The organism is Lishizhenia tianjinensis (assembly GCF_900116425.1).
GTDB lineage: Bacteria > Bacteroidota > Bacteroidia > Flavobacteriales_D > Crocinitomicaceae > Lishizhenia > Lishizhenia tianjinensis.
Map to the genome: position 1 here is coordinate 93,851 of NZ_FPAS01000004.1, position 21,475 is coordinate 115,325.

Sequence of the window (21,475 nt, forward strand, 5' to 3'; positions counted from 1 at the left end):
ATATTCAAAGAAAGTAGGAGTATTTGGACTAAAAGCTGAAAGAATTCGACTTCCACAGATTGGTTTTTACGCCAAACTGTAATCCAAAAGAAGTATTATTTACTTGCTCCATTCTGTCATTCATTGCAATAGCATTAACGAAAAGGACCAGATGAATTCTACTTACCAATTCATATTGCGCTCCTAAGGTAAGTCGTGTTCTACGCAAAGCGCCACCGTTGGCAATGGTATATCCATATTCATCTTCCCTTTCTGTGTAGGGTTGATAGGGATTCGTTCCCGAACTCAAATTTTGCATATCATTTTCTCCCCCTCTGAGCAGGTGCATAAATGTGAAGTTGAATTGCCATTTCTCCTTGTATTCATATTGAACCTTAGAAAAAGACTCTATGAAATTAGACCCTGCCGGATGCGCCAAGACAAAACCTCTGTTTCCGTAATTTTGAGAAGTATTCAAATGCGAATAGGTAAAAGGTCGCACAGCATTGACTTCTGTTGAATAATGTAGTTTTTTATCCAATAAATTTCCCTTAACTCCAATTTGCACTCCGTATTTATTTGCCCACCAACGCGTACGATTGATGAGCTCAGTAACTGCTCCATCATCTAAAACTACTTGTCCGAACAAAAGATGATGCCCCAACTTATAATTCACATTCATCCCCAACAATACATTATCCGAGCTTCCTAAACCGTATTCTGCGGGACGGTAAAACAAGAGGGGATTCAAATATTCCAATTCAAAACCTCTTTTCCAAGTTGTATCTGATGGTTGAAAAACAACAGATTCGAACAAACTAAATTCAAGATTAGGAGTAAGGTCCACACTCAAGTAATGGGTCGCGGCAAACTTGTGCAAATTACCAGTTGGTATTTCCTCTTTAAAGAGTTGATATAAATTCAGCAGTTTGAATTTCCAAACTATTGTATTCAGCGCTGCGTAGGGATAATTTCTTCCCACATCACTTAATAAGAGAGAACGTTGTCCATTCCCCAAATGAAATTTTCCTACCCCCGCCTGAAGGTTAAATATATTATTGGGCGAATAACTCACTACAGCGTCTAGATCATAACCTTTCTCGAAAAACATGTAATAGGGTGCATTTGAAATGACTTCATAATCATACTCATCGTAGACCATTTGATCCACTTGATTGCTACCTGCTCCTGCTCCAAGTTTTACATATAATTTCTCCCCAGCCTGAACTTCTAGCTGAGCCCCCAAAAGTCCCGTTTGTTGAAGCTTACCAAAACTTGCGGCTTCATAATTCAATAAAGGAGAGAATACAAAATTCGATTTACCCATTTTCCACCATCCTAAACCATAGGCATCATTCATGTATACAAAATGATTAGAGGAAGAGGCAATATTTTCAGTCGTCCAAAACAAATCTTTGCTTCTATTCCAGGGTTTTGCTTGCGACAAAACCTGTCCCACAAAAAGCAAACAAACCAGAATTAATCCAAGTTTTCTCATCAGTAATTGTGGTGTTTATTGCGCAAGGCTGTTTGTAATCCTACTTGTATAATTTTGGCATTGATTCCACTTTGTTCATCTATGCGGTAGCTTGCCTTTACAAAAGCTCTTAAATTGGTTTGTGCGTTAAACCTATAACCTAGCTCTCCACTCACGAAAAGGGTGTTGTATAAATTTGTGGACTGCTCTTCACCTTTGGGTATAAAAACTTGATTTAAACTGTTGGAAAACCCTGCATTTTTATAATAAGTCGCAAAGGCACTTAGGTAGATATTTCTGTAGAAATAATTCAACTCACCCAAAAATTCACGCGTACCGTTTCCTAAAGAGTAAGCTAAGGGTAGATTAAAGGACGTATAGGCCAACCTTCTGTTCTCAGCCTGATATAATTCATCACTGGTCTGGTTGTATTCCAACAACACATGCAATTGATGCTTTCCATAATTAAATTGTGCTCTGGCACCTAACTGCATACCGTGTTGCATGTTCTTTACATCATCTGTAACCCATTGTCCATACAAAACATACTTCTCCTTCCAGCGGTAACCTATGTTTAACCCAATTACATTCTTGACCTTTGCATCTTCAAAACCATGAATCGCCGTATTCAAAGCTGGCACTGGCAGATAATACTCCAGGGGTACGCTTTTCGATTGTACAGAATCTTCTTTGAACCAAATTCCGGATTCAAAAAAAGTGATGTTTAGATCAGGAATAGGCGTATAACTTAAACGGTGTACGCTTCTTGCTTTGCGTTCGAAAGGAGCCTCTACGGTTGTGTAAAATTGTCTTCTCCATAAGTTCAATGCCTTGCCCACTTGGAAACTATATTTCCATTTTGATGCGAATTCTGTTTCTACCTTAAACTGAGTGGAAGCTGGCGCAAAATCAGAAAGCAATAAAGAACGCTTACCATAGCCCTCGAACTCTGGCGAACTACCTAATTGTAGTGTAAGATATTTACTTTGCCTCCAACGTACGTAGGACGAAGAATAGCCATAATCAAAGCCTCCATCACCAAAAGGTTTTGTACGCAAAGCATTTGGGATAACAGCGTGTTCGGTTATATAATTTCCATTGACCAATTTTTGCTCGCCACGTGCTGCATAAGCATCCGTTAAATAATTGGCAAACACACTCTGGTTTTCGAAATATGAAGTTGAAAATGATAGTTGATTCAGGATTTCTCCCTCTATGATTATCCCGCGAGTATTTTGATAAAGTCTACGCTCCGGAGCAATTCGATCTTGCCCCAATTGCACATCAACTATAGGGTCTAAAGTTAAATACAGTTGCTCGTTTTGAAACTCTAGTAAATGTTCATTATATATCTTACGTCCCCACCAAGATTCCCTTTGTTTCTGCTCCTCTTTCCAAAGTTCTGGTCCTCCTGAAAATTCATGGTAGGACGCCGGAAAACTCAAAGGTAAATTATCGGCCTTAAATATACTTTCTTGCTGATAGAAAGCATGCGTTGGTAGCAATAGTACCTTTTGCGCATGCAACAATACACTCGTTAAAATTAAGGCTATACTTAAAAGCTGTTTCATATATCTAACACCTTCTTTTTGGCAATGAAATATGGGTTGGTAAGATTTGGACGGTTGTACAGCAAGGGCTCTAAGGTTTCTGCATGCAATACCTCACCTCCTATCGCTTCATAAATGGCTTGTCCCGCTGAAATATCCCACTCCATAGTAGGAGCAAAACGAGGATATAAATCTGCCTTACCTTGAACTAAATCAAAGAACTTCAGTGATGAACCTTTTTTAATGAATGCTGCCTTTCCGTATTTGTCTTCGGCTTTGCGAATTACATTGAGCGTGTTTCCAGAATGATGCGTACGCGAGGTAGCCACCATCAATTGGTCATTCACTTCTTCAATCTGCAATAGCTCCACCCATTTATTACTTTGATAAATTTCGTCATAACTACAAGTAAACGCACCGAAGGCTTGTCCACCAAAAATAAGCTGTCTATTTACGGGTGAACCTATGGCTCCAAACACTGCCTTATGGTTGTGGATCAAAGAAATATTCACTGCAAACTCTCCGTTCTTTTTGATGAATTCTTTGGTGCCATCTAAAGGGTCAACACACCAAGACTCTACCCAATTTTTACGTTCTTCAAAGTCGGCTTTTTCACCCTCTTCTCCTGTTATAGGAATATTGGTTTTGGCCAAATGTTCTCTAATGATGAAGGAGGAAGCCAGATCTGCCTTGGTTACAGGACTCCCATCATCTTTGGCTATCGCCGTAAAATCTTCTTGATAGATTTCCATAATCTTCTCACTGGCTTCTACGATTGCTTCCAATGCTGTAAAATGCTTTTCACCTAACTTCATCATCTATTGTTCTATGTATTTGAGTAAGTCATTCAACAATGAACTTGCCCCTATTCTAAATAAAGAAGGATGCATATATGTTTCACCACACACTTCCTTAACTATGTTTCTAATTTCCCAGGCTTGATCTAAGGTGCGAACACCACCACTCACCTTTATACCTACTTTTTGACCTGTACTTTCAAAATGCTCATGAACAACCCCTGCAATTTGTGCAACGGCCTCGGGTGTAGCGCCACCATTTTTACCCGTGGAAGTTTTGATAAAATCAGCGCCTCCACGTATAGCAATTTCCGTAGCTTGTTGGATTTCTTTTTTAGAAAGAACTGCAGTTTCCAAAATAACTTTCAATTTCTTCAAGGGAAGCTGTGCACGTATAGCCACCAATTCATCGAAAAGCATATCCAACTTTCCTGCTTTAAATAAGCCCATATTCAAGACGATATCCACTTCATCAATTTCCAATTGATTGAGCGCAGAGGCATCATTAATCTTGGTACTTAATAAAAGTTGACTATCCGGAAAACCACAGCCCACTACAACACGTTGCAAACGATAAGCTTTGAGCAATTTATTGACCACATCAATTTGAGTGGGGTAAACACAAACTCCTGCAATTTCATACCCCCTACTGAGGAGGGGCAAAAGCGGAGTTATAAATTTTGTAATAGACTTTTTGTTATCTGTAAGAGATAAGGAAGTATAATCTAGATACGATAATATTTCTTGTGCCTTTTGAACCATTACAAATAAAAAAAGTCCAACGCTAAAAGCATTGGACTTTAAATATAGTAAATGAATTTCTATTAATTCAATGTGAAGTTAATTGGAATACGACACACAGATCTTACGGGTTCTCCGTTTTTCTCACCTGGTGACCATTTCGGCATAGAACGCACTACACGTTTTGCTTCTCTATCCAATTCTTTCGAAACACTTTTAATGATTTCGATTCCTGAGATAGACCCATCACGTTCAACAACGAATTTCACATACACCTTACCTTGGTCACCCATTTGACGAGAAATCTCTGGGTACTTTGTATTATCGATAAGGAACTGCTTCATTGCTGCTGCACCACCTGGGAATCCTGCTTCCACATCCGGGAAGTCAACAATAGGAGGTTGTGGCGGCTCCGGCTCCTCTTCTTGAACCAACTTCACTGGTGCTGGATCAATTGGGGGAGGTGGATCTTTATCCTCATTCTCCTTCACTTCCAATTCCTCATCTAACACAGGCTCTTGTGCTGGTGGGGGTGGAGGTGTATCCTCTGGTGGGGGTGGCGGCTCCTCTTCTTGTTTGGTCTCTGTTTCCATTGGTAAATCCAAATCTTGTTTCTTGTTCTGTCTTGCAGATTTGTCCTCTACAGGAGTTCTGTAAGAAAAAGAAGCAAGGATTAGAGAACCTATAATCAAAAAGCCCAACATACTAAGTGGTAAGCGCACGCGCTCTCCGTCTACTTCGGGATTTTTCTTAACTTCCATAATTCTTCAATATTGTTGCTAATATACAAAGATCTACTAGCAAAATTAAACCTTACAATCAATAATAGTTGCGGTACAAGAAGTAAAAACCACATGTACCCACACAAACACCAACGGCATTTGCTATTATATCATAAATATCAAATACTCTGCCAGAAATAAAGGCCCCTTGTAGAAATTCTATAGCTACTCCTAGAGCAATCGCTAAGCTTATTACAAGTATAAAAGCTTTATCCCTTAAAAAGCGGTTCACCCTTTGACGTTTAAACCCTGTTAGCCATAAATGAACCAACAGTGCATATATCCCCGTGTGAACGACTTTATCAAATTCAAAAACGAACCAATCTGTTCGTTGTAATTCGTTACCTGGTGTTAAGCTCAACCCCACAACGGTGATGAGCCACAACAACCCTGGCAGAATAAATCTAAACATTATCCAACTAATGCCTTGTAAGCATCGGCGTCTAATAAAGCATCCAATTGCGCAGTATCAGCAACTTTCACTTTAATCATCCAACCTGCTCCGTAAGGATCAGAGTTAACGCTTTCTGGCTCACTTTCTAACTCTTCGTTGAATTCAACGATTTCTCCAGCAATCGGCATAAACAAATCAGAAACTGTTTTTACAGCCTCAACTGATCCAAATACCTCTTCAGCATCTAAAGTTTCACCTTCAGTTTCAACCTCAACGTAAACGATGTCACCTAACTCTCCTTGAGCAAAATCTGTAATACCGATCGTAGCGATATCTCCTTCAACTTTCACCCATTCGTGATCTTTAGTATACTTTAATTCTTGTGGAATATTCATGCTTTAAATTTTAGTACTTGCAAAAATATAATTTTGAACGTTGATTTAATAACATGCCGTCACTTTTTTACAATTTCTTCATATTAGAAGTTGAAAATAATGCCCCGCGCTTTTACACTTTAATCTCCTCAGCCTCTTTCTTCTGAAAATAAAGGAGAAGTTCAGGGAACTTTCCCAAGAATTTTAACAAGCTTTTCTTGACTACTTCCGCCCGTTTTTGGTAGTCTCCAATTCTTTATTTACATATATTTGTTTTTATGGTAAACAGTGACCAATTCAAAGAAATAGAAGGACGAATTACAGCACTCTATACTTATTTAGAAATAGAGAATAAGCTGTTAGAAATACAAGAGGGTGATCTTAAATCTCAAGACCCTACTTTTTGGGATGATCCTAAAAAAGCAGAAGTGGTTTTGAAGAAACTAAGACAGAAAAAATACTGGGTAGAATCTTACAATGCCTTGAAAGAAGGGTTGGATGATTTGGAAGTATTAATAGAGTTTCATAAAGACGGAGCGGGTTCTGAAGAGGAAATTGATGAATTATACAGCAAAATACTTAAGGACCTTGAAGCATTAGAATTAAAAAACATGCTTTCTGGCGAAGAAGATAGTTTGAATGCTGTACTACAAATCACAGCGGGAGCCGGTGGAACGGAAAGTTGTGATTGGGCCTCTATGTTGATGCGTATGTACACCATGTGGGGTGAAAAACATGGCTATAAATTAAAGGAGCTCAATTATCAAGATGGAGATGTAGCGGGGATTAAAACCGTGACCATAGAATTTGATGGTGATTTTGCCTTTGGTTATTTAAAAGGAGAAAATGGTGTTCACCGTTTGGTGCGTATCTCCCCTTTTGATTCCAACGCCAAGCGTCATACCTCTTTTGCCTCTGTATATGTATACCCTTTAGTAGATGATACCATAGAGATCAATATCAACCCTGCCGATATAAGTTTTGAAACCTTTAGATCTGGAGGTAAGGGTGGACAGAACGTAAACAAGGTTGAAACAGCCGTGCGTTTGCGTCACGAACCTTCTGGAATTGTAATTGAAAACTCGGAATCGAGATCTCAGTTAGGAAATAAGGAAAAGGCAATGCAATTGTTAAAGTCGCAATTATACGAACTTGAGCTACGCAAGCGCATGGAGAAACGAAATGAGATAGAGGCCGAAAAAATGAAGATAGAATGGGGATCACAAATCCGAAACTATGTGATGCATCCTTATAAATTGGTGAAAGACGTTAGAACAGGACATGAAACCGGGAATGTGGATGCCGTTATGGATGGAGACTTGGATGAGTTCTTGAAGGCTTACTTGATGAAATTCTAAAGGAAAACGCTTTGCTTTGCCTATCAAACGTGGGGATAGCGAATTACACGAAACAAATAGTTTATTAAAAAACACGAATAATAATTAACAACTACTTCGCAGAGAAATAATAAGACTTGACACAAAATATGTCTTAGCTTTGAAGTGAAATTTAACACTTAATGTTATGTCAGAAACAACAGAAAACAACCCGATCCCAAACCAAGGGAACGAAAATAAACCGAAGGGAGCTATTTGGATAATAGTTGCTATCGCTGCTTTAATTGGAATTGCTGTAATGGGAGTTATGTACTCAGGTCAAAAATCAGCAAAAGAAGAATGTCAAGTTGCCAATGCGCAATTGGAACAAGAAATGAAAGCAATGAATGACGCCCTATCTGGGTACATAGATATTACAACATCTGATTTGAAACAAGATTTCCAAACGATGTTGGATACTTATGATGAAATGGTAGAATTTGATGCCTCTTTGAAAGACAGTATTGATATTCAAAAAGCGAGAATTGAATCTTTAATGGAAGATTTAAAAACCAACAAAAGAAGATCGTACAGAGAGATTAACAAATTGAAGACAGAGAACCAGACTTTGCGTAAAATTATGAAAGGTTACTTGGTGCAAATCGATTCGTTAAACACGCTTACAGGAACACTTTCTAACCGTTTGGTTGAAACAGAATCTAGACTTTCTACAACAGAACAGGAAAGAGATTTATACGCTCAAACTGCTGCTCAAAATGAGCAATTGGTTAAAGAAGGATCTAAATTGTCTGCTTACAACTTCAAAACGTACGCTTACAGATATACAATCAACGGTTCTCCGGATGAAACAAACAGAGCCAAAAGAGCAGATGGAGTAAAATCTGAATTCACTTTGGGAGAAAACAAAATTGCCATGGCTGGAAACAAAATGGTTTACATGCAGGTAATTGACCCGAATGGAAAAGTAATTTACGCAAAAGCAAACAATACTTTTGATGCAAACGGTACAACATTGATCTACACAGATAAGCGTGAGATTAATTACCAGCAGAAAGAAATTGACATGGCTGTAGTTCACAACTTACAAGGAAGAGAACTTGAAAAAGGTAATTACACGGTGAAAATCTTTGCCGATGGAGCTGTAATCGGAACCGATAGCTTCACTTTAAAATAAACAATACTGCCTACCTTTAAAAATGTAGTTATTGTTGACTAAAACTTATGAGCGGTCTGCCTTCGGGCGGACCGTTTATTTTATAGACTATTCCTATCCAAAACCTTCACTTCTCCAGGTGTCAAACCTTCTAAAGTTACGCCCCCTATTCTCCAACGCACTAAACGCACAGTAGGGAAACCAACGGCAGCTGTCATCTTTCTAACCTGACGGTATTTCCCCTCGCTGATAGTTAATTTTAACCACGTCATTGGTCCGTGTTTAGGATCTCTCTCCTTTCTAGGATTTTTTGGAATACGTGTAAGTTCTTGATGAACCTCAACTTTTGCAGGTTGTGTAAGATAGCTTTCTCCCTCTACAGAAATTTCAACTCCCGTTCTCAATGTATGCAAGGCAGCATCATCTATGCTTCCATCCACTTGTACCCAATACTCCTTTTCGTACTTACTACTTCTAACATCTTCACTGAGTTGGCCATCGGTGGTGAGGAATAACAGCCCTTCAGTTTCTGCATCCAAACGACCTATAGCCATGGTTCCTTCTGGAAAATCATAGTAATCGCCTAAAAGCTTTTTCTTTCTTTTACCGTTTTGAACAAATTGAGATAAACAGCGCACGGGTTTGTGCATGATAAAGTCTTGGTGATCTACCATGCGGCTATGCGCTTAATTTCATCAGATGGAATTCTGCCCGATGTATGATCAGTTTGCAGACTCAACTTTAACATGGCCAAAGCTATATCCGTTGACTTAATCGCCCTGTATTTCTTCAAGCCTCCTACCATTAAACAATGAAAAATAGGCATGACAATCTGCGCTATTTTTTCACCCGCTCTCTTTTCATCTCTTCCACCTAAAATGAGTGAAGGTTGCATGATGTAGGTATGCTCAACACTTTGTGCCAATACATCCCTTTCCATCTCTCCTTTAATTTGATTATAAGCAATAGAACTTTTCGGGTTAGCACCTAAGGCAGAAATCACAATAAAATGACCTATTCCGTTTCGTTTACAGGCTTCAGCTAATTTTACGGGCACACCATAATCTATGGCTTTATATTTTGCTTGATCGGGTGTTTTGGCTTTAGTGGTACCTATACAACAAAATACCACATCCGCTTTTAGTTCCGTTAACCAAGACGTTTCTGTTACTATATCTAGGCTAACTTCCTTTAATTTTGAACTCTTTTTGCCCGTAGTACTTCTACCGTAAGTTACAACCTCATCAAAATCCGGGTGCATTAAAAGTGCATCCAGCAAAAAGCCACCAGTTAAACCAGTGGCTCCAATTAATATTGCTTTTTTCTTTTGCATCCCTTAAAAGTAAGCAAAAGTGCGTTCTTTTTAATTCTTCTTTTTGGTGAAATAAACGATAGGTCTAAATCCTACAGTTGTGCTTGCGCCCTCATAGCTTGTATAACTTTGATTGCGTACATCGTAACCATAATCTTTCCAGCTACCTCCACATACAGTATCATCTGCGGTAACTTCAGCAACGTTACCATTTAAACAATAGATTCCATAAGAACTCGGGTAGTAAGATTTAGCCAAGGCCATTAAATCTGCGCCGTCTAAAAAGTGATTTCCTTTTTTAATGGGAACAACAACAGCATTTCCGTTTTCATCTCTACTTATACTCTCTGGACCAATTGCTGCAAAATTACATAAATAGGCGCCCTGTGCATTTCTCAAATAGGCTCCTTGCCAAGCGTAAACAGCATCTGTGTTTCCTCCATTCGCCGCTCTCAACCATTGTTGTCGCGTAGGTAATTGAACCGTATAGGTATATTCCTCACTGCCAACATTCAATTGGTCTTGCAGGTAATTACAATAGCCTTCCATTCCTTCTTTTGAAATCGTCAATACAGGATATCTTTTAAACCCAGGATGATTTCCATACAACTTCATCATGTCTTTGGATAAATCGTTGGTTTTTATCCATAAGGAAGAATCTCTTTGCGCTATCGCTAACTCTTTTGTGTTCCCGGTTGACTTTAAATGATTCAAGTAAGCATTGTATTCCTCATTGGTTACCTCTGTTTTACTGATCCCAAATCCACTCAAAACCTTATCTGCTTTCAATTCTGGAACAAATGAATAGCTTTCCTCTAATTTCTTGGGTAAAGGTGAGTTCTTTTTAAACAAAGAAAAGGAGCTTAATACTAAGGTAGCCGCGATGGCAGGAATGATTATTTTTTTCATAAGAAGTGGTTTTTTAGGATATAAGTGCGGAGATAGGAAAAGGTTACATTAGATTTCTGGATTTCTAGATTTCTGGAAAGGGATTTAAAGATTTAAGCATGGACTGTGTCCATATTTAAAAATTTAAACACCTCTTCTTCTGTTCACCTTAAATTCTTAAATGAGAACTTTTGTTCTGCTTAAATTTTTAAATAAGCTCAAACTTATCAAACAACTCACCCTCTAACCTGAGGACTGATGTACTTGAAGGGCGTAAACAAAAAAACGGAACCCTTACGAGTTCCGTTTCCTATACTATTATTTCTACTTCTTAGTATCTGTAGTGCTCTGGCTTGTATGGTCCAGCTACTTCTACTCCGATGTATTTTGCTTGTTCTTCAGTTAAAGTTTCTAACTCAACACCAATTTTAGCAAGGTGTAAAGCAGCTACTTTCTCATCTAAGTGCTTTGGCAACATGTATACTTCGTTTTTGTAAGCATCTGCATTGTTCCACAATTCTAATTGTGCCAATACTTGGTTTGTGAATGAGTTAGACATTACAAATGATGGGTGTCCTGTAGCACATCCTAAGTTTACTAAACGACCTTCAGCCAATAAGATGATATCATTTCCTTTCACGTTGTATAAGTCAACCTGTGGTTTGATTTCAACTTTAGTATCACCGTAGTTTGCGTTTAAGTAAGCCACGTCGATTTCGTTATCGAAGTGTCCGATGTTACAAACGATAGTTTTGTCTTTCATCATCTCAAAGTGTTTCCCTTGAACGATGTCTTTGTTACCTGTAGTCGTAACAACGATGTCTACCTTACCAACAACAGAATCCATTTTCTTCACTTCGTATCCGTCCATTGCAGCTTGTAAAGCACAAATTGGATCGATTTCAGTAACGATAACTCTAGCTCCTGCACCTCTTAAAGAAGCAGCAGAACCTTTACCTACGTCACCGTAACCAGCTACTACAGCAACTTTACCAGCCATCATAGTATCCGTAGCTCTACGAATTGCATCTACTAAAGATTCTTTACATCCGTATTTGTTATCGAATTTAGACTTAGTTACAGAATCATTCACGTTGATTGCTGGCATAACTAAAGTTCCGTTTTTCATTCTTTCGTACAAACGGTGAACTCCTGTAGTTGTTTCTTCAGATAAACCTTTGATATCTTTTGTTAACTCTGGGAAACGGTCAAACACCATGTTTGTTAAATCTCCACCGTCATCCAAAATCATGTTTAATGGCTTACCACCTTCGAATGCGAATAAAGTTTGTTCTATACACCAGTCAAACTCTTCCTCGTTCATACCTTTCCAAGCATAAACTGGAATTCCTGCAGCAGCAATAGCAGCAGCAGCGTGATCTTGTGTAGAGAAAATATTACAAGAAGACCAAGTAACCTCAGCTCCTAATTCTACCAATGTTTCAATTAAAACAGCAGTCTGAATCGTCATGTGTAAACATCCTGCGATTCTAGCTCCTGCTAATGGTTTTGCAGCTCCGTACTCTTCTCTTAAAGACATTAAACCTGGCATTTCTGCTTCCGCTAATCTAATCTCTCTTCTACCATACTCGGCTAAACTTATATCTTTAACTTTATAAGCTAATTTTTCAGTTGTGTTGCTCATTTATAGTTGTTTATCTATTTAAATATGGTTGCAAAGATAAGGAAAGCCCCTTTATTTCAAAAGGAATTGAGTTTTAAAACTTTATAGGGTAAAGAACAGGACGTTAGACGAAGTTCTTTAATCTTCGATGATATAATTTTGAACTTTTACTAGGCTATCGTTGTTAAAAAGAAATGTATCGTAATGATACAAGCTATCGTGGTACTGATCTTTTAGTAAATCTTGTAGAAATAACTTCCTAAACTTCCTCTTTTTTACTTCTTGGTAGTGGTATGCATTTACGGCAAAAAGTGGAAACGCCGGTTCCTGATCCATGGTGTAATCAAAATTTGAATAGGTATGCATCATCAAATACATGGCTTTCCCTGATTCTTCAGCATAGCTTTGGTAGGTGCTCATAGGCAAACAACCTCCTCCCGAACAGTAATTCACAATGAAACCGAATACAGAACTGTCTTTTGTTTTTAGTTCTTGCCTCAATTCCTCCCCAGTAATTTCATACACATAACCTGGAGCTGCTGCTTCAAACGTGGATAATTTCTTCACTCTTGCTTTTTGCTCTTGGTCTAAGTATTGATAATCTGTAGTAATACCTTTTAACTCTATGCTTATACATGAGGCAAGTAAACCGGCTAAGGCCAGTAATTTAAAGTGGTTTTTCATAAATGGTTTGTTTTGATTTCAATAAAATAATTTTAGTGGCTAAGGGTAAGACATCTAACTAGAAGAAATGTTACAAGCGTTTTTCAATACTTCAATTTGAACTTGTTCTCTATTCAAAAATTTCATCTTTAACCGCCACCAAACTATCTCCTTGAAAAAAGAGAAATTTGTTTACATAAGGTTCAACCTCTTTTACTTTCTCCAATCCTAAAAGCTCTTGTAAAAACAACCTTCTGTACTTTTTTTGTTTGTTCTGCGCGTAGTATTGGGTATTAATAGCAAAGAGCGGAAATTCAGGTTCTTGATCCATGGTCTTGTCAAACCCGAAATAATCACACATAATTAAAAACAAATCTGTTTGATTATTCTCCTGGTAGTTGAAGTAACTCTGCATGGGATAACAGCGATCCCCTGCGCAGGTGTTTACAAAAATGTTGACTACACTTTGATCTCTATTCCCCAGCTCTCGCCTGAGGTCTTTGCCCGTAATCTCATAAACATTTCCAGCTTCCATTTTGCTGAAATCTTCGGTTTGAAGTATTAAAGATTTTTGATTTTCTGTTAAAGTGGGATACCCATCATGTATCCCATTTACTTGAAAATTAATTACACATGAACTCATCATAGCACATGTGGAAAGCATAACTAGGTGGTTTTTCATTTTAATTTGTTTTGGTTTTCACGATTTCTTCAACTTGAAAATCCAAACACTTTGAACTTGAAAGAATTAATTCATTTTCTGCTTTGGACTTCCGTCTGCAGCAAAAAAAGCATCTTTGGGTTCCCATAACTCTATGCGGTTACCGTCTACATCTAAAATGTGTATGAATTTTCCGTATTCGAAATCTTCCAACTCGTTTACAATTTTTATTCCTTTTTCCACCAAGCCTTCAATCAATCCTTCTAAATTATCAACTCTGAAATTCAACATGGCTTTTTGTTTGGGCTCTCCAAAGTAAGTAGAGTCTTCTTCAAAAGTTCCGAGTTGTATAAATCCAGGACCTCCTTCATCCCTAACAAACTCAAAACCTACACCGTAGTCATTGGTGGTCATCCCCAAACACTCTTCATAAAAATTTCGCATAGCCTTAGGGTCCTTGCATTTAATAAATACTCCCCCCAAACCTGTCACTTTTCCTTTCATATGTTTTTTGCATTTAAGATAATAACTCCCGCTCAAAAGTTTTCAAATTCCACCCTTATTTTTTTAGCATTTTCATCCCCTTTTCATCCAATACAAATTTCTATGCGTATTTTCGAGAACAATACGATAGCTTAAGTGTTAGAAACAGAATTATGATACAGCAACTTCAACAGTATAAAACCATCCTTCTACTCGGCATATTGATTATTTTCCATACGGTAGGTTTAATCGGCCTCCAAAGTGATATGCGTCAGGATTTTCTTCAATTGAGTTTCCTGAATTTAAGTTTGGCATTTATTGTTTTGTTGGTGGGAAGAGAAAAGCACAGTCTGCGTTTCTACCTCTACGCTTTTTTTATCGTGTTAACGGGGATGACTGCAGAGTGGATAGGCGTTCATACGGGGCAACTTTTTGGCAACTACAGTTACGGTGAAAACTTGGGTATAAAAATTTGGGGAGTGCCCATCATTATCGGTATAAACTGGTTGATTTTAACCATGGGTAGCACTTCAATTCTGGCTTTTACAAAATGGCCCTTAGTGGTCAAAGCCATGGCCTCTGCTGTATTAATGACCGCACTGGATTTATTAATTGAACCCGTAGCAATTGCCAACGAATATTGGATGTGGGAAGGAGATATACCCTCTTTCAACTACCTCTCTTGGTTTTTTATTTCCTTGGTATTGCACCTCGGATATTTTGCCTTAGGATTGGCAGAAAAGAACAAAGTTGCAGTCGGCTTGTTCTTCATTCTTAGTCTGTTTTTTATATGTTTACTTTAAAGCTTTGATACAATGTATTGGTGGGGACCCTTTCTTTTAATTGCAACATTTTTCGTCATGGAATTCATGGCTTGGGCTACGCATAAATATATCATGCATGGTTTAGGTTGGTATTTTCACAAAGACCATCATCAGGTAGAGCCAGGCTTTTTCGAGAAAAACGACTTTTTCTTTTTGATCTATGCCATCCCCTCTTGGTTATGCATCATGTTGGGTATGATGAACAACAACTACATCGCCGTTTGGATAGGTTATGGAATTGCGGCCTACGGCTTTGCCTACTTCCTCTTTCATGATGTCTACATACACAGAAGGTTCAAGTGGTTGCGCAATATAGACCACCCCTACTTCATGGCTATTAGAAAAGCACACAAAGTGCACCACAAACATTTGGGCAAAGCGCACGGAGAATGTTTCGGTATGCTTATCGTGCCTAAAAAATATTATAGAGAAGCCAAACGATCTTTCGCCATTAAAAAATCTAAATCATGAGCCTTTACCTTTGGATAAACCTACTCACTCTTGCCGGACCTTTCTTTTTGTCTTTCGATAAAAAGGTGGCCTTTTACAAACATTGGAAAGCACTTTTCCCTGCCTTATTAATTGTAGGTACAGGCTTTCTAGTATGGGATGAGTTTTTTACGCAAAATGGCATTTGGGGCTTTAATCCAGAGTACTTATCGGGAATTTATCTCGGACATTTACCGCTCGAAGAAATCTTGTTTTTCTTTACCGTTCCCTACGCCTGTATTTTCATTTTTGCCTGTATAGAAGCCTATTTTCCGGATATGAACCCCAATCTTTTTGCCTATATCTTTTCCATATCCTATTCTTTCACAGCCTTGTTTCTGGGCTTTTACCACCTAGAAAACTGGTATACAAGCACGGCCCTTATCGGTTCGGGCATACTCAACGCTGTATTTTATTTCGCAAAAACGCCCAGCTGGTACCCCAAATTCTCCATCGCTTTTATGGTAGCCATTTTGCCTTTTTTGTTGGTGAATGGAATTCTTACAGGACTCTTTACTCCAGCACCTGTGGTATGGTACAATGAAGTGCATATTATGGGACCCAGAATAGGTAGCATACCCGCAGAAGATTTGTTTTACAACTTTTTCATGCTCTTCGGTATTATGCTTATTTATATGACTTTGCGTAAGAAAACTTGGGCAAACCCGCTGCGCTAAGCGGGCCTTCCGTTAAAGTTGGACGCATGTAAACCAAGTAAATGTACACTTTTCGTGCACTTCTATGGTCGTACCCGCAAAGCTACATTTTCTAGGTCTACCCTTCCCCAAGCTACCACTTCACTCCCTGTTTGAAAAACACTCCATTCTCGGGTTCATAAAAGGTCTCACTCTGCACTCCCACCTCAAGACTGACTCCCATTTTCTTTTTGGAGATTTTTACTATTTTCATACACCAAATCCCTTGCGATGAAACAACTCGTCTACTTCCTACTTGTACTCATCACATCTTCCCTTTGTGCGCAAAGCGATGAATTGAAATACAACAAAGAATGTAATTACTACATCCTAGATTACCTCCCCCTTTACCGCCATCAACTCGGAGTAACTGCAAATTATAATACGAACCTTCATCCCCAAAACAGTTCCTTTACCATAAGCATGAAAGCCGATTACAACTTTGGTGTTAACTATAAACTACTCGCTCATAAAAACACTTTACTTTTTGTACATGCCAATTTTAATACAGGGAGGTATGAAACGGTTATCCCCTTAACGAGTCCGTACCGCAGTTACTTTGATATACGCCACAACATTTCTAAAAGTATCTTCGAATTAGGAGTAAGTAAGGAATTCCGACTTTTCTCCCATCACCGTATAATTTTAGAACCTTTTTTAGGCCTTCAATTGATACATTCTAACACTCCAAATTTCCCATATTACTATCGCACTTTACGCAGTGATAAATACTACAGCCCCGAAGAAAATAGCCAAGTACAAAACAAAGAAATCTTCGAGATACAAATGAATACAGACTTTGTAAACCAAGCCCGATTGTTGGCTCAAATTAGCCTACGTTTTCAAATCATACCGCAGCTCTCTACCGGAATCTATTACAGAATGGGCGCACCCTTAAAACAAGATTTTCACATGAGAAAAACAGAGCACCTCCAAGTTCTCGGTGCGGGTGAAGAGATCATTACAGGTATGAAAGATTATACTTTACAACTGCGCCAACCATTGAATTATTTAGGGATTAGTTTGTATTACCATTTTCAAAAAGTAGAACTTGGCAATTAACTCATTCTTTTTTATGTAGTTTATTTTCCTCTCGTTAAAATAAACCTTTGCGGCGTTAAATTTCCTATTATTTTTGCTCCCAAATAATTACCTAAATATGAAAAATACAACGCTTTTAGCATTGGCTTCTCTTGGCCTTTTCACAGCCACAGCTCAAGAAACAACAAGTCCGCGTAACTTCGATCACGAAATTTCTTTGGATAATGAATATTCGATCACAAACACATACAAATATTTCACTTTAAACTCTGATAGTGGAAATGACGTTTTTATCAACAAAACGGGTGAAGTAGGATTCGGTTTAAATTACAAACACAAGGTAATTCAAAAAGGAAATTACTTCATGCACTTTGGTTTTAATTTAGGCTATTCCACTTATGATTATCATCTTGAATTCCCGTCTGGAGTAACCGATTACATGGAATATCTAATGGTAAGAAATAAATTTCGTTCAGGATTTAGTAAAGAATGGTATTTATTGAATGATAAATTAATTGTAGAACCGGTTTTAAACCTAACCTTTTTAACCACAACCAACAACACTGAAGCTTATGGTCTACACACAAATAATGAATACAACAGCAGATCATTAGTGACGTTTGAAACCCATAACATGAGAAGGCTACTTCCACAACTTCAACTCAATGTAAACTATCAACTTTACAAAAGGTTATACATGGGACTAACGATGAAAACAGGTTTATTTGAAGAACTTCCTTATGAATATATGTACAATGAAACCTTTGAAAATGACAATCCGACTTTGGGTACATATACCGTACAACAAGTTGGACGCGTAAGAGCGTCTACAAAAAACTTCTACTTAGGTTTCAATATTGCGTTCAAATACTAAACAAAGTACTTCATACTATCACAAAAAAAAGACGCCTCCAACGAAGCGTCTTTTTTTTTAATCTTTTATTTCCAAGGTTCCTGATATCGTGTAGGTCTCTCCTGTGTAATTATCATTGAGTAATTCATCCACCTGTCCGCTAAAACTACCTTCCATTATGGTTCTTCCTGCGGCTTTTCCTTCCAACTCTACGTCGAAATAATAATACCCAGAATTTTGTCTGTATACCTCTATTTCTCCCACCCATTTTCCATCTTCTCTTTCCAAATAATTGAGTTGGTTATTGCTACCGGTCTTTATCAAGAAAATCTTATTGGTATGTTCAGTTACTTTGGCTTCTTCAGAAATTAAAATTTCGTTATTGGTGTCTCTAAACACCATGTAAACATATTCGTCTTCCTCCACTTTTTGGGTACAAGAGAACAAGAGCAGTAAACTAAATAAGGGTATAATTTTTTTCATGGTACTTTGTTTTGCCCTCAGAAAAGCAAAGCATGTACCAAACTTCAAAAGAAGCATGAATTAACTGTCTAGCAAATCTTCACTTTCTGGTTTAGATTTTTGCAGTTTATTTAAAAAGGTAGCCAACAAAGAAATGGTGAGTCCAGCTAAAATAAAAATTGAGGCTCCAGGCCAGTGCATCATTTTAAACACCACTCCCACCATTACAATTCCGGCACCTATGTAAAAGACAAGACCTTTGTTTTTATTCGTATTCACCTTGCGTTTCTTATCGAAATAGATGGATAAAATTGAAAAGATAAACCCCAACATTCCTACGTAAATTACGCCATAACGCAACACGTCTTCAAAGCTAAAACCGAAAGCAGTATACCGTAAAAAAATCATAGCCATAGCTACAAAAGAGATGGCAAAACACAGTAAACTTAATCGATTAAATATCATTCTTCTTCTTTTTTGTTATTCGGAAATACCAGCCATACTCCCAAAGTTAGTACGCCAATAAACAAAATGAATTTAGCGTTTTCCCATTGAAATTCCAAACCGGCAAAACCGACAAACAGCAACACTAAACTCAAAAACAAAAAAATACTTTGAAACCCAAATTTCAACCCTTCCTTTCTCGCTTCCCATAAGTGAAGACCTATGCCTAAAATCCCAGTAATCAAGATTAAGCCTCCCCAGGGAATAACTTGAAGCAAGGTATTATCTTCTCCTGCAAACAATATAAATAAACGGGGCAAAGCTATACTGGCTCCACAGATTCCTAAACTTAAATTTGCTAATTTCTTCATGCTAACCGTTGTTGTGATAGGCCAATAAACTTGGGTTGGAACTCGCGCGTTTATACACGTAAGATTTGGCCCTAATACTCGCCTTATGAAAATCGAACCCTCTCGCAATATATGCTGCTAACGCACTACTAAGTATGCATCCAGTGCCATGTTTGGGTAAAAAATCCTTCCCTTTCGCATTCAAGGCTTTCACACCTTTGGCGCTAATTAAAAAGTCTCTCCCCGCGCGTTGCTTAAAATCCGGACCAAGGTCTATTTCCGTATGTCCCCCTTTCAAATACACTTTCTTTGTACTTGCATCCTTCAAATTCAGTTTTAGATATTCGGGAGCATTCGGCGTTACAACATTTACCTCATCAACTATACTCTGCAAGGTGGCTGTAAATCTCAGCTCATCCATACTCAAACCGCTATCAAAACTAGCTTGTAAAACAGGATCCCAAACAATGGGAACTTTTGGGTGATATTTTTTGATACACTTCAACACTTCCTGTAGCACAGCACTATTTTCAATTAAACCGATTTTAATAGCTGCCGGAGTATAGCGTTGTAAGAGCAATTCTAATTGAGCAAGAATTACTTCCTGAGGTGTCCAAATTACCTCTTTAAACTCATCCTCTACCTGCAAAGTATTAGCTGTTTGAACTGCCAAACCTAAGGTTTTCAGCTGTTCGAAGGTTTTAATATCTGCCAATATACCTGCGCCTCCACTCGGATCAAGGCCTGCGATACTTATACATATGGGTCTAATTCTCGACATCCTTTACAATCTTATGGTTAAACCTAAGTTGGCTGCTTCCTGGTTGATGATTTCCTTTTTATAAGGCAACAAATCTGTAGCTTTTTGCAACGCTATCTGACTTATCAAAGTATTCGAAAGCACAAAGGCAGAAAATTCTTTTCCATACTTCTCGGCAATGGCTTCTTTTATAGGTCCAAAATAATTGTTCTTTTGTTCGTCTACAATGGCTCTTAACTCTTTGTTTTTTGCTTTCTCTTCAGGGTTGAGTGGTGCTACTGCAGGCTTACTTTTAGATATTTGTTTTTTGTGCGCCAACTCATACAACTCCTCCATTCTATTTTCCAAATCTCTTTGGCAGTTTGGCGTTTGTATTTTTCTATACACTCCTCTAAACTTCATGAAATCTTCTACGTACTTATTACCCAAAGCCAAATCCCAAATCAAATCTTTGTGCATAATTTGATAACTCGGTTTGTTTACCGCTTTGGCCAATTTTTCTCTCCAAATCAACAAGCCTTCAACAATGAACCACTCAAAAGCATTGAGCATTTTTTTGTCCTTCAATTTAACGTTGATTTCTTCACTGTTGTCTATAAATTCTGCAGTATTAAAAATTGCATTTTCTTGGGCTATCCAATCTAATCTCCCCAACGCTTCAGCTTGTTGCATCAAAGCATCCTTTAAGGGGAAAAGATAGAGCACATCGTCTGCGGCATATTTTATTTGTTCCTCGCTTAAAGGGCGTTTGAACCAATTACTTTTCTGTAATTTTTTATCGGTTTCCATGCCCAAAACCTCTGCCAACATATTCGACAAAGAAGAAGGTGGATAGTTTAATAAACTGCGCACATTGGCCAAATCCAAAATGTTCTGTGCTTTACACCCGAGGTGGTGCAAAAGGCGAATGTCCTCCCCAAAAGCGAAAACTAATTTTTCTACTGCCGGATCTCTAAAAACATCAAAAAGCCCTTCCAAGCTTATCTCTTTTGCTAAAGGGTCTATAAGGTAACACGTCTTATGATCATAAATTTGAATGAGGCACAAATTAAAGCCATAACGGTAGTGATTCTTATCGAATTCTAAATCGACCGCTATGCTCGGTTCGTTAGCTATAGCTTGTACACATTGGTCAAGCTCCTCTTGTTTGGTAATGTATTGTATTTGCACGCGCTAAAATTACGCTTTTGCAAGAAATTGTAAACACGTAAAAGCGACTATCTGATAATTCTCATTTTTGGTCCCTCAAAATTTGGGTATTTAGGCTTTAAAATTCACGTAAAAGCCTTCCCAACCAGTTTCCTCCTCACTCACTTCCAATTTGTTTACTAATTTTCATTAT

At 38.1% G+C, this 21,475-nt stretch carries 26 protein-coding genes; 7 read left to right on the forward strand and 19 right to left on the reverse strand.

The window, feature by feature from the left end:
• Nucleotides 1-28: 28 nt before the first annotated feature.
• From BM327_RS11950 to gcvH, 7 genes are all read right to left on the reverse strand, one after another.
• The gene (locus BM327_RS11950) at nucleotides 29-1,477 is read right to left on the reverse strand and encodes a hypothetical protein (RefSeq protein ID WP_090250275.1); all 1,449 of its coding nucleotides are present in this window, start codon (nucleotides 1,475-1,477) and stop codon (nucleotides 29-31) included.
• Entirely contained in the window at nucleotides 1,477-3,027 is a 1,551-nt protein-coding gene (locus BM327_RS11955; RefSeq protein WP_090250280.1) for a hypothetical protein, read from the reverse strand. Before BM327_RS11955 ends, BM327_RS11950 begins: the two co-directional genes overlap by 1 nt.
• Nucleotides 3,024-3,824 carry a 3'(2'),5'-bisphosphate nucleotidase CysQ family protein gene (locus tag BM327_RS11960; RefSeq protein ID WP_090250285.1) on the reverse strand — a complete coding sequence of 267 codons (801 nt, stop codon included), beginning with the start codon at nucleotides 3,822-3,824 and terminating at the stop codon, nucleotides 3,024-3,026. The genes BM327_RS11955 and BM327_RS11960 overlap by 4 nt, the downstream gene beginning before the upstream one ends.
• On the reverse strand, nucleotides 3,825-4,565 hold the full coding sequence (deoC, locus tag BM327_RS11965; RefSeq protein WP_090250288.1) for a deoxyribose-phosphate aldolase: 741 nt from the start codon (nucleotides 4,563-4,565) through the stop codon (nucleotides 3,825-3,827).
• 62 nt (nucleotides 4,566-4,627) lie between these two features.
• Nucleotides 4,628-5,305, reverse strand: a complete 678-nt coding sequence (locus BM327_RS11970) for an energy transducer TonB (protein ID WP_090250293.1) — start codon at nucleotides 5,303-5,305, stop codon at nucleotides 4,628-4,630.
• 58 nt (nucleotides 5,306-5,363) lie between these two features.
• A complete protein-coding gene (locus BM327_RS11975; RefSeq protein WP_090250297.1) occupies nucleotides 5,364-5,738 on the reverse strand; it encodes a VanZ family protein in 375 nt (124 codons plus the stop codon).
• Nucleotides 5,738-6,115: a glycine cleavage system protein GcvH gene (gene gcvH, locus BM327_RS11980; RefSeq protein ID WP_090250302.1), complete on the reverse strand. Its 378-nt coding sequence runs from the start codon at nucleotides 6,113-6,115 to the stop codon at nucleotides 5,738-5,740. Before gcvH ends, BM327_RS11975 begins: the two co-directional genes overlap by 1 nt.
• A 257-nt stretch (nucleotides 6,116-6,372) precedes the next feature.
• Here gcvH and prfB point away from each other — a divergent pair, with 257 nt between their 5' ends.
• Both prfB and BM327_RS11990 read left to right on the forward strand, forming a co-directional pair.
• Nucleotides 6,373-7,452 (forward strand): peptide chain release factor 2, encoded by a 1,080-nt coding sequence (gene prfB, locus BM327_RS11985; protein ID WP_090250306.1) that lies wholly within the window; start codon nucleotides 6,373-6,375, stop codon nucleotides 7,450-7,452.
• Nucleotides 7,453-7,618: 166 nt separating this feature from the next.
• A complete protein-coding gene (locus tag BM327_RS11990) occupies nucleotides 7,619-8,605 on the forward strand; it encodes a hypothetical protein (protein WP_090250311.1) in 987 nt (328 codons plus the stop codon).
• An 80-nt stretch (nucleotides 8,606-8,685) separates the two neighbouring features.
• Here the strand turns inward: BM327_RS11990 and BM327_RS11995 are convergent, their stop codons facing one another.
• From BM327_RS11995 to BM327_RS12025, 7 genes are all read right to left on the reverse strand, one after another.
• Nucleotides 8,686-9,258: a pseudouridine synthase gene (locus BM327_RS11995; protein WP_090250316.1), complete on the reverse strand. Its 573-nt coding sequence runs from the start codon at nucleotides 9,256-9,258 to the stop codon at nucleotides 8,686-8,688.
• The gene (locus BM327_RS12000; RefSeq protein ID WP_090250320.1) at nucleotides 9,252-9,917 is read right to left on the reverse strand and encodes an NAD(P)H-binding protein; all 666 of its coding nucleotides are present in this window, start codon (nucleotides 9,915-9,917) and stop codon (nucleotides 9,252-9,254) included. The genes BM327_RS11995 and BM327_RS12000 overlap by 7 nt, the downstream gene beginning before the upstream one ends.
• A gap of 30 nt (nucleotides 9,918-9,947) precedes the next feature.
• The gene (locus tag BM327_RS12005) at nucleotides 9,948-10,805 is read right to left on the reverse strand and encodes an SUMF1/EgtB/PvdO family nonheme iron enzyme (RefSeq protein WP_090250323.1); all 858 of its coding nucleotides are present in this window, start codon (nucleotides 10,803-10,805) and stop codon (nucleotides 9,948-9,950) included.
• Between the two features lie 310 nt (nucleotides 10,806-11,115).
• Complete coding sequence (ahcY, locus tag BM327_RS12010) at nucleotides 11,116-12,429, reverse strand: adenosylhomocysteinase (protein WP_090250328.1); 1,314 nt, start codon at nucleotides 12,427-12,429, stop codon at nucleotides 11,116-11,118.
• A gap of 117 nt (nucleotides 12,430-12,546) precedes the next feature.
• Nucleotides 12,547-13,092, reverse strand: coding sequence for a hypothetical protein (locus tag BM327_RS12015; protein ID WP_090250335.1), 546 nt, complete (start codon nucleotides 13,090-13,092; stop codon nucleotides 12,547-12,549).
• A gap of 109 nt (nucleotides 13,093-13,201) precedes the next feature.
• Nucleotides 13,202-13,753 (reverse strand): hypothetical protein, encoded by a 552-nt coding sequence (locus BM327_RS12020; protein ID WP_139230356.1) that lies wholly within the window; start codon nucleotides 13,751-13,753, stop codon nucleotides 13,202-13,204.
• Between the two features lie 66 nt (nucleotides 13,754-13,819).
• Nucleotides 13,820-14,236 carry a VOC family protein gene (locus BM327_RS12025; RefSeq protein ID WP_090250343.1) on the reverse strand — a complete coding sequence of 139 codons (417 nt, stop codon included), beginning with the start codon at nucleotides 14,234-14,236 and terminating at the stop codon, nucleotides 13,820-13,822.
• Nucleotides 14,237-14,388: 152 nt separating this feature from the next.
• On the opposite strand from BM327_RS12025, the gene BM327_RS12030 reads away from it, so the two are divergent.
• The 5 genes from BM327_RS12030 to BM327_RS12050 all read left to right on the forward strand — a co-directional run bounded on the left by BM327_RS12030 (nucleotide 14,389) and on the right by BM327_RS12050 (nucleotide 18,138).
• Nucleotides 14,389-15,018 (forward strand): carotenoid biosynthesis protein, encoded by a 630-nt coding sequence (locus tag BM327_RS12030; protein ID WP_090250348.1) that lies wholly within the window; start codon nucleotides 14,389-14,391, stop codon nucleotides 15,016-15,018.
• Nucleotides 15,019-15,075: 57 nt separating this feature from the next.
• Nucleotides 15,076-15,510, forward strand: coding sequence for a sterol desaturase family protein (locus BM327_RS12035; protein WP_090250971.1), 435 nt, complete (start codon nucleotides 15,076-15,078; stop codon nucleotides 15,508-15,510).
• Nucleotides 15,507-16,205, forward strand: coding sequence for a lycopene cyclase domain-containing protein (locus tag BM327_RS12040; RefSeq protein WP_090250352.1), 699 nt, complete (start codon nucleotides 15,507-15,509; stop codon nucleotides 16,203-16,205). Before BM327_RS12035 ends, BM327_RS12040 begins: the two co-directional genes overlap by 4 nt.
• 249 nt (nucleotides 16,206-16,454) lie before the next feature.
• Nucleotides 16,455-17,285 carry a hypothetical protein gene (locus BM327_RS12045; RefSeq protein WP_090250356.1) on the forward strand — a complete coding sequence of 277 codons (831 nt, stop codon included), beginning with the start codon at nucleotides 16,455-16,457 and terminating at the stop codon, nucleotides 17,283-17,285.
• Between the two features lie 97 nt (nucleotides 17,286-17,382).
• Nucleotides 17,383-18,138 (forward strand): hypothetical protein, encoded by a 756-nt coding sequence (locus BM327_RS12050; protein WP_090250361.1) that lies wholly within the window; start codon nucleotides 17,383-17,385, stop codon nucleotides 18,136-18,138.
• A 57-nt stretch (nucleotides 18,139-18,195) separates the two neighbouring features.
• Here the strand turns inward: BM327_RS12050 and BM327_RS12055 are convergent, their stop codons facing one another.
• The 5 genes from BM327_RS12055 to BM327_RS12075 are packed head-to-tail and all read right to left on the reverse strand — an operon-like array spanning nucleotide 18,196 to nucleotide 21,303.
• The gene (locus tag BM327_RS12055) at nucleotides 18,196-18,600 is read right to left on the reverse strand and encodes a hypothetical protein (RefSeq protein WP_139230357.1); all 405 of its coding nucleotides are present in this window, start codon (nucleotides 18,598-18,600) and stop codon (nucleotides 18,196-18,198) included.
• A gap of 60 nt (nucleotides 18,601-18,660) precedes the next feature.
• Entirely contained in the window at nucleotides 18,661-19,044 is a 384-nt protein-coding gene (locus BM327_RS12060; protein ID WP_139230358.1) for a GldL-related protein, read from the reverse strand.
• On the reverse strand, nucleotides 19,041-19,394 hold the full coding sequence (locus BM327_RS12065; protein ID WP_090250379.1) for a hypothetical protein: 354 nt from the start codon (nucleotides 19,392-19,394) through the stop codon (nucleotides 19,041-19,043). Before BM327_RS12065 ends, BM327_RS12060 begins: the two co-directional genes overlap by 4 nt.
• 1 nt (nucleotide 19,395) lies before the next feature.
• On the reverse strand, nucleotides 19,396-20,154 hold the full coding sequence (locus BM327_RS12070) for a hydroxymethylpyrimidine/phosphomethylpyrimidine kinase (protein WP_090250384.1): 759 nt from the start codon (nucleotides 20,152-20,154) through the stop codon (nucleotides 19,396-19,398).
• A 3-nt stretch (nucleotides 20,155-20,157) separates the two neighbouring features.
• Nucleotides 20,158-21,303, reverse strand: a complete 1,146-nt coding sequence (locus BM327_RS12075) for a ribonuclease D (protein ID WP_090250389.1) — start codon at nucleotides 21,301-21,303, stop codon at nucleotides 20,158-20,160.
• Nucleotides 21,304-21,475: the final 172 nt, after the last annotated feature.

Bases quoted from the DNA above. Each gene is read 5' to 3' on its own strand.
- BM327_RS11975 (WP_090250297.1), bottom strand. From the start codon at position 5,738: ATGTTTAGATTTATTCTGCCAGGGTTGTTGTGGCTCATCACCGTTGTG.
- BM327_RS12045 (WP_090250356.1), top strand. From the start codon at position 16,455: ATGAAACAACTCGTCTACTTCCTACTTGTACTCATCACATCTTCCCTT.
- BM327_RS12055 (WP_139230357.1), bottom strand. From the start codon at position 18,600: ATGAAAAAAATTATACCCTTATTTAGTTTACTGCTCTTGTTCTCTTGT.
- BM327_RS12050 (WP_090250361.1), top strand. From the start codon at position 17,383: ATGAAAAATACAACGCTTTTAGCATTGGCTTCTCTTGGCCTTTTCACA.
- gcvH (WP_090250302.1), bottom strand. From the start codon at position 6,115: ATGAATATTCCACAAGAATTAAAGTATACTAAAGATCACGAATGGGTG.
- deoC (WP_090250288.1), bottom strand. From the start codon at position 4,565: ATGGTTCAAAAGGCACAAGAAATATTATCGTATCTAGATTATACTTCC.
- prfB (WP_090250306.1), top strand. From the start codon at position 6,373: ATGGTAAACAGTGACCAATTCAAAGAAATAGAAGGACGAATTACAGCA.
- BM327_RS12035 (WP_090250971.1), top strand. From the start codon at position 15,076: ATGGAATTCATGGCTTGGGCTACGCATAAATATATCATGCATGGTTTA.
- BM327_RS12030 (WP_090250348.1), top strand. From the start codon at position 14,389: ATGATACAGCAACTTCAACAGTATAAAACCATCCTTCTACTCGGCATA.
- BM327_RS12040 (WP_090250352.1), top strand. From the start codon at position 15,507: ATGAGCCTTTACCTTTGGATAAACCTACTCACTCTTGCCGGACCTTTC.
- BM327_RS12060 (WP_139230358.1), bottom strand. From the start codon at position 19,044: ATGATATTTAATCGATTAAGTTTACTGTGTTTTGCCATCTCTTTTGTA.
- BM327_RS12070 (WP_090250384.1), bottom strand. From the start codon at position 20,154: ATGTCGAGAATTAGACCCATATGTATAAGTATCGCAGGCCTTGATCCG.
- BM327_RS12020 (WP_139230356.1), bottom strand. From the start codon at position 13,753: ATGAAAAACCACCTAGTTATGCTTTCCACATGTGCTATGATGAGTTCA.
- BM327_RS12000 (WP_090250320.1), bottom strand. From the start codon at position 9,917: ATGCAAAAGAAAAAAGCAATATTAATTGGAGCCACTGGTTTAACTGGT.
- BM327_RS11970 (WP_090250293.1), bottom strand. From the start codon at position 5,305: ATGGAAGTTAAGAAAAATCCCGAAGTAGACGGAGAGCGCGTGCGCTTA.
- BM327_RS12065 (WP_090250379.1), bottom strand. From the start codon at position 19,394: ATGAAGAAATTAGCAAATTTAAGTTTAGGAATCTGTGGAGCCAGTATA.
- BM327_RS11955 (WP_090250280.1), bottom strand. From the start codon at position 3,027: ATGAAACAGCTTTTAAGTATAGCCTTAATTTTAACGAGTGTATTGTTG.
- BM327_RS11995 (WP_090250316.1), bottom strand. From the start codon at position 9,258: ATGGTAGATCACCAAGACTTTATCATGCACAAACCCGTGCGCTGTTTA.
- BM327_RS12005 (WP_090250323.1), bottom strand. From the start codon at position 10,805: ATGAAAAAAATAATCATTCCTGCCATCGCGGCTACCTTAGTATTAAGC.
- ahcY (WP_090250328.1), bottom strand. From the start codon at position 12,429: ATGAGCAACACAACTGAAAAATTAGCTTATAAAGTTAAAGATATAAGT.
- BM327_RS11950 (WP_090250275.1), bottom strand. From the start codon at position 1,477: ATGAGAAAACTTGGATTAATTCTGGTTTGTTTGCTTTTTGTGGGACAG.
- BM327_RS11960 (WP_090250285.1), bottom strand. From the start codon at position 3,824: ATGATGAAGTTAGGTGAAAAGCATTTTACAGCATTGGAAGCAATCGTA.
- BM327_RS11990 (WP_090250311.1), top strand. From the start codon at position 7,619: ATGTCAGAAACAACAGAAAACAACCCGATCCCAAACCAAGGGAACGAA.
- BM327_RS12025 (WP_090250343.1), bottom strand. From the start codon at position 14,236: ATGAAAGGAAAAGTGACAGGTTTGGGGGGAGTATTTATTAAATGCAAG.
- BM327_RS12015 (WP_090250335.1), bottom strand. From the start codon at position 13,092: ATGAAAAACCACTTTAAATTACTGGCCTTAGCCGGTTTACTTGCCTCA.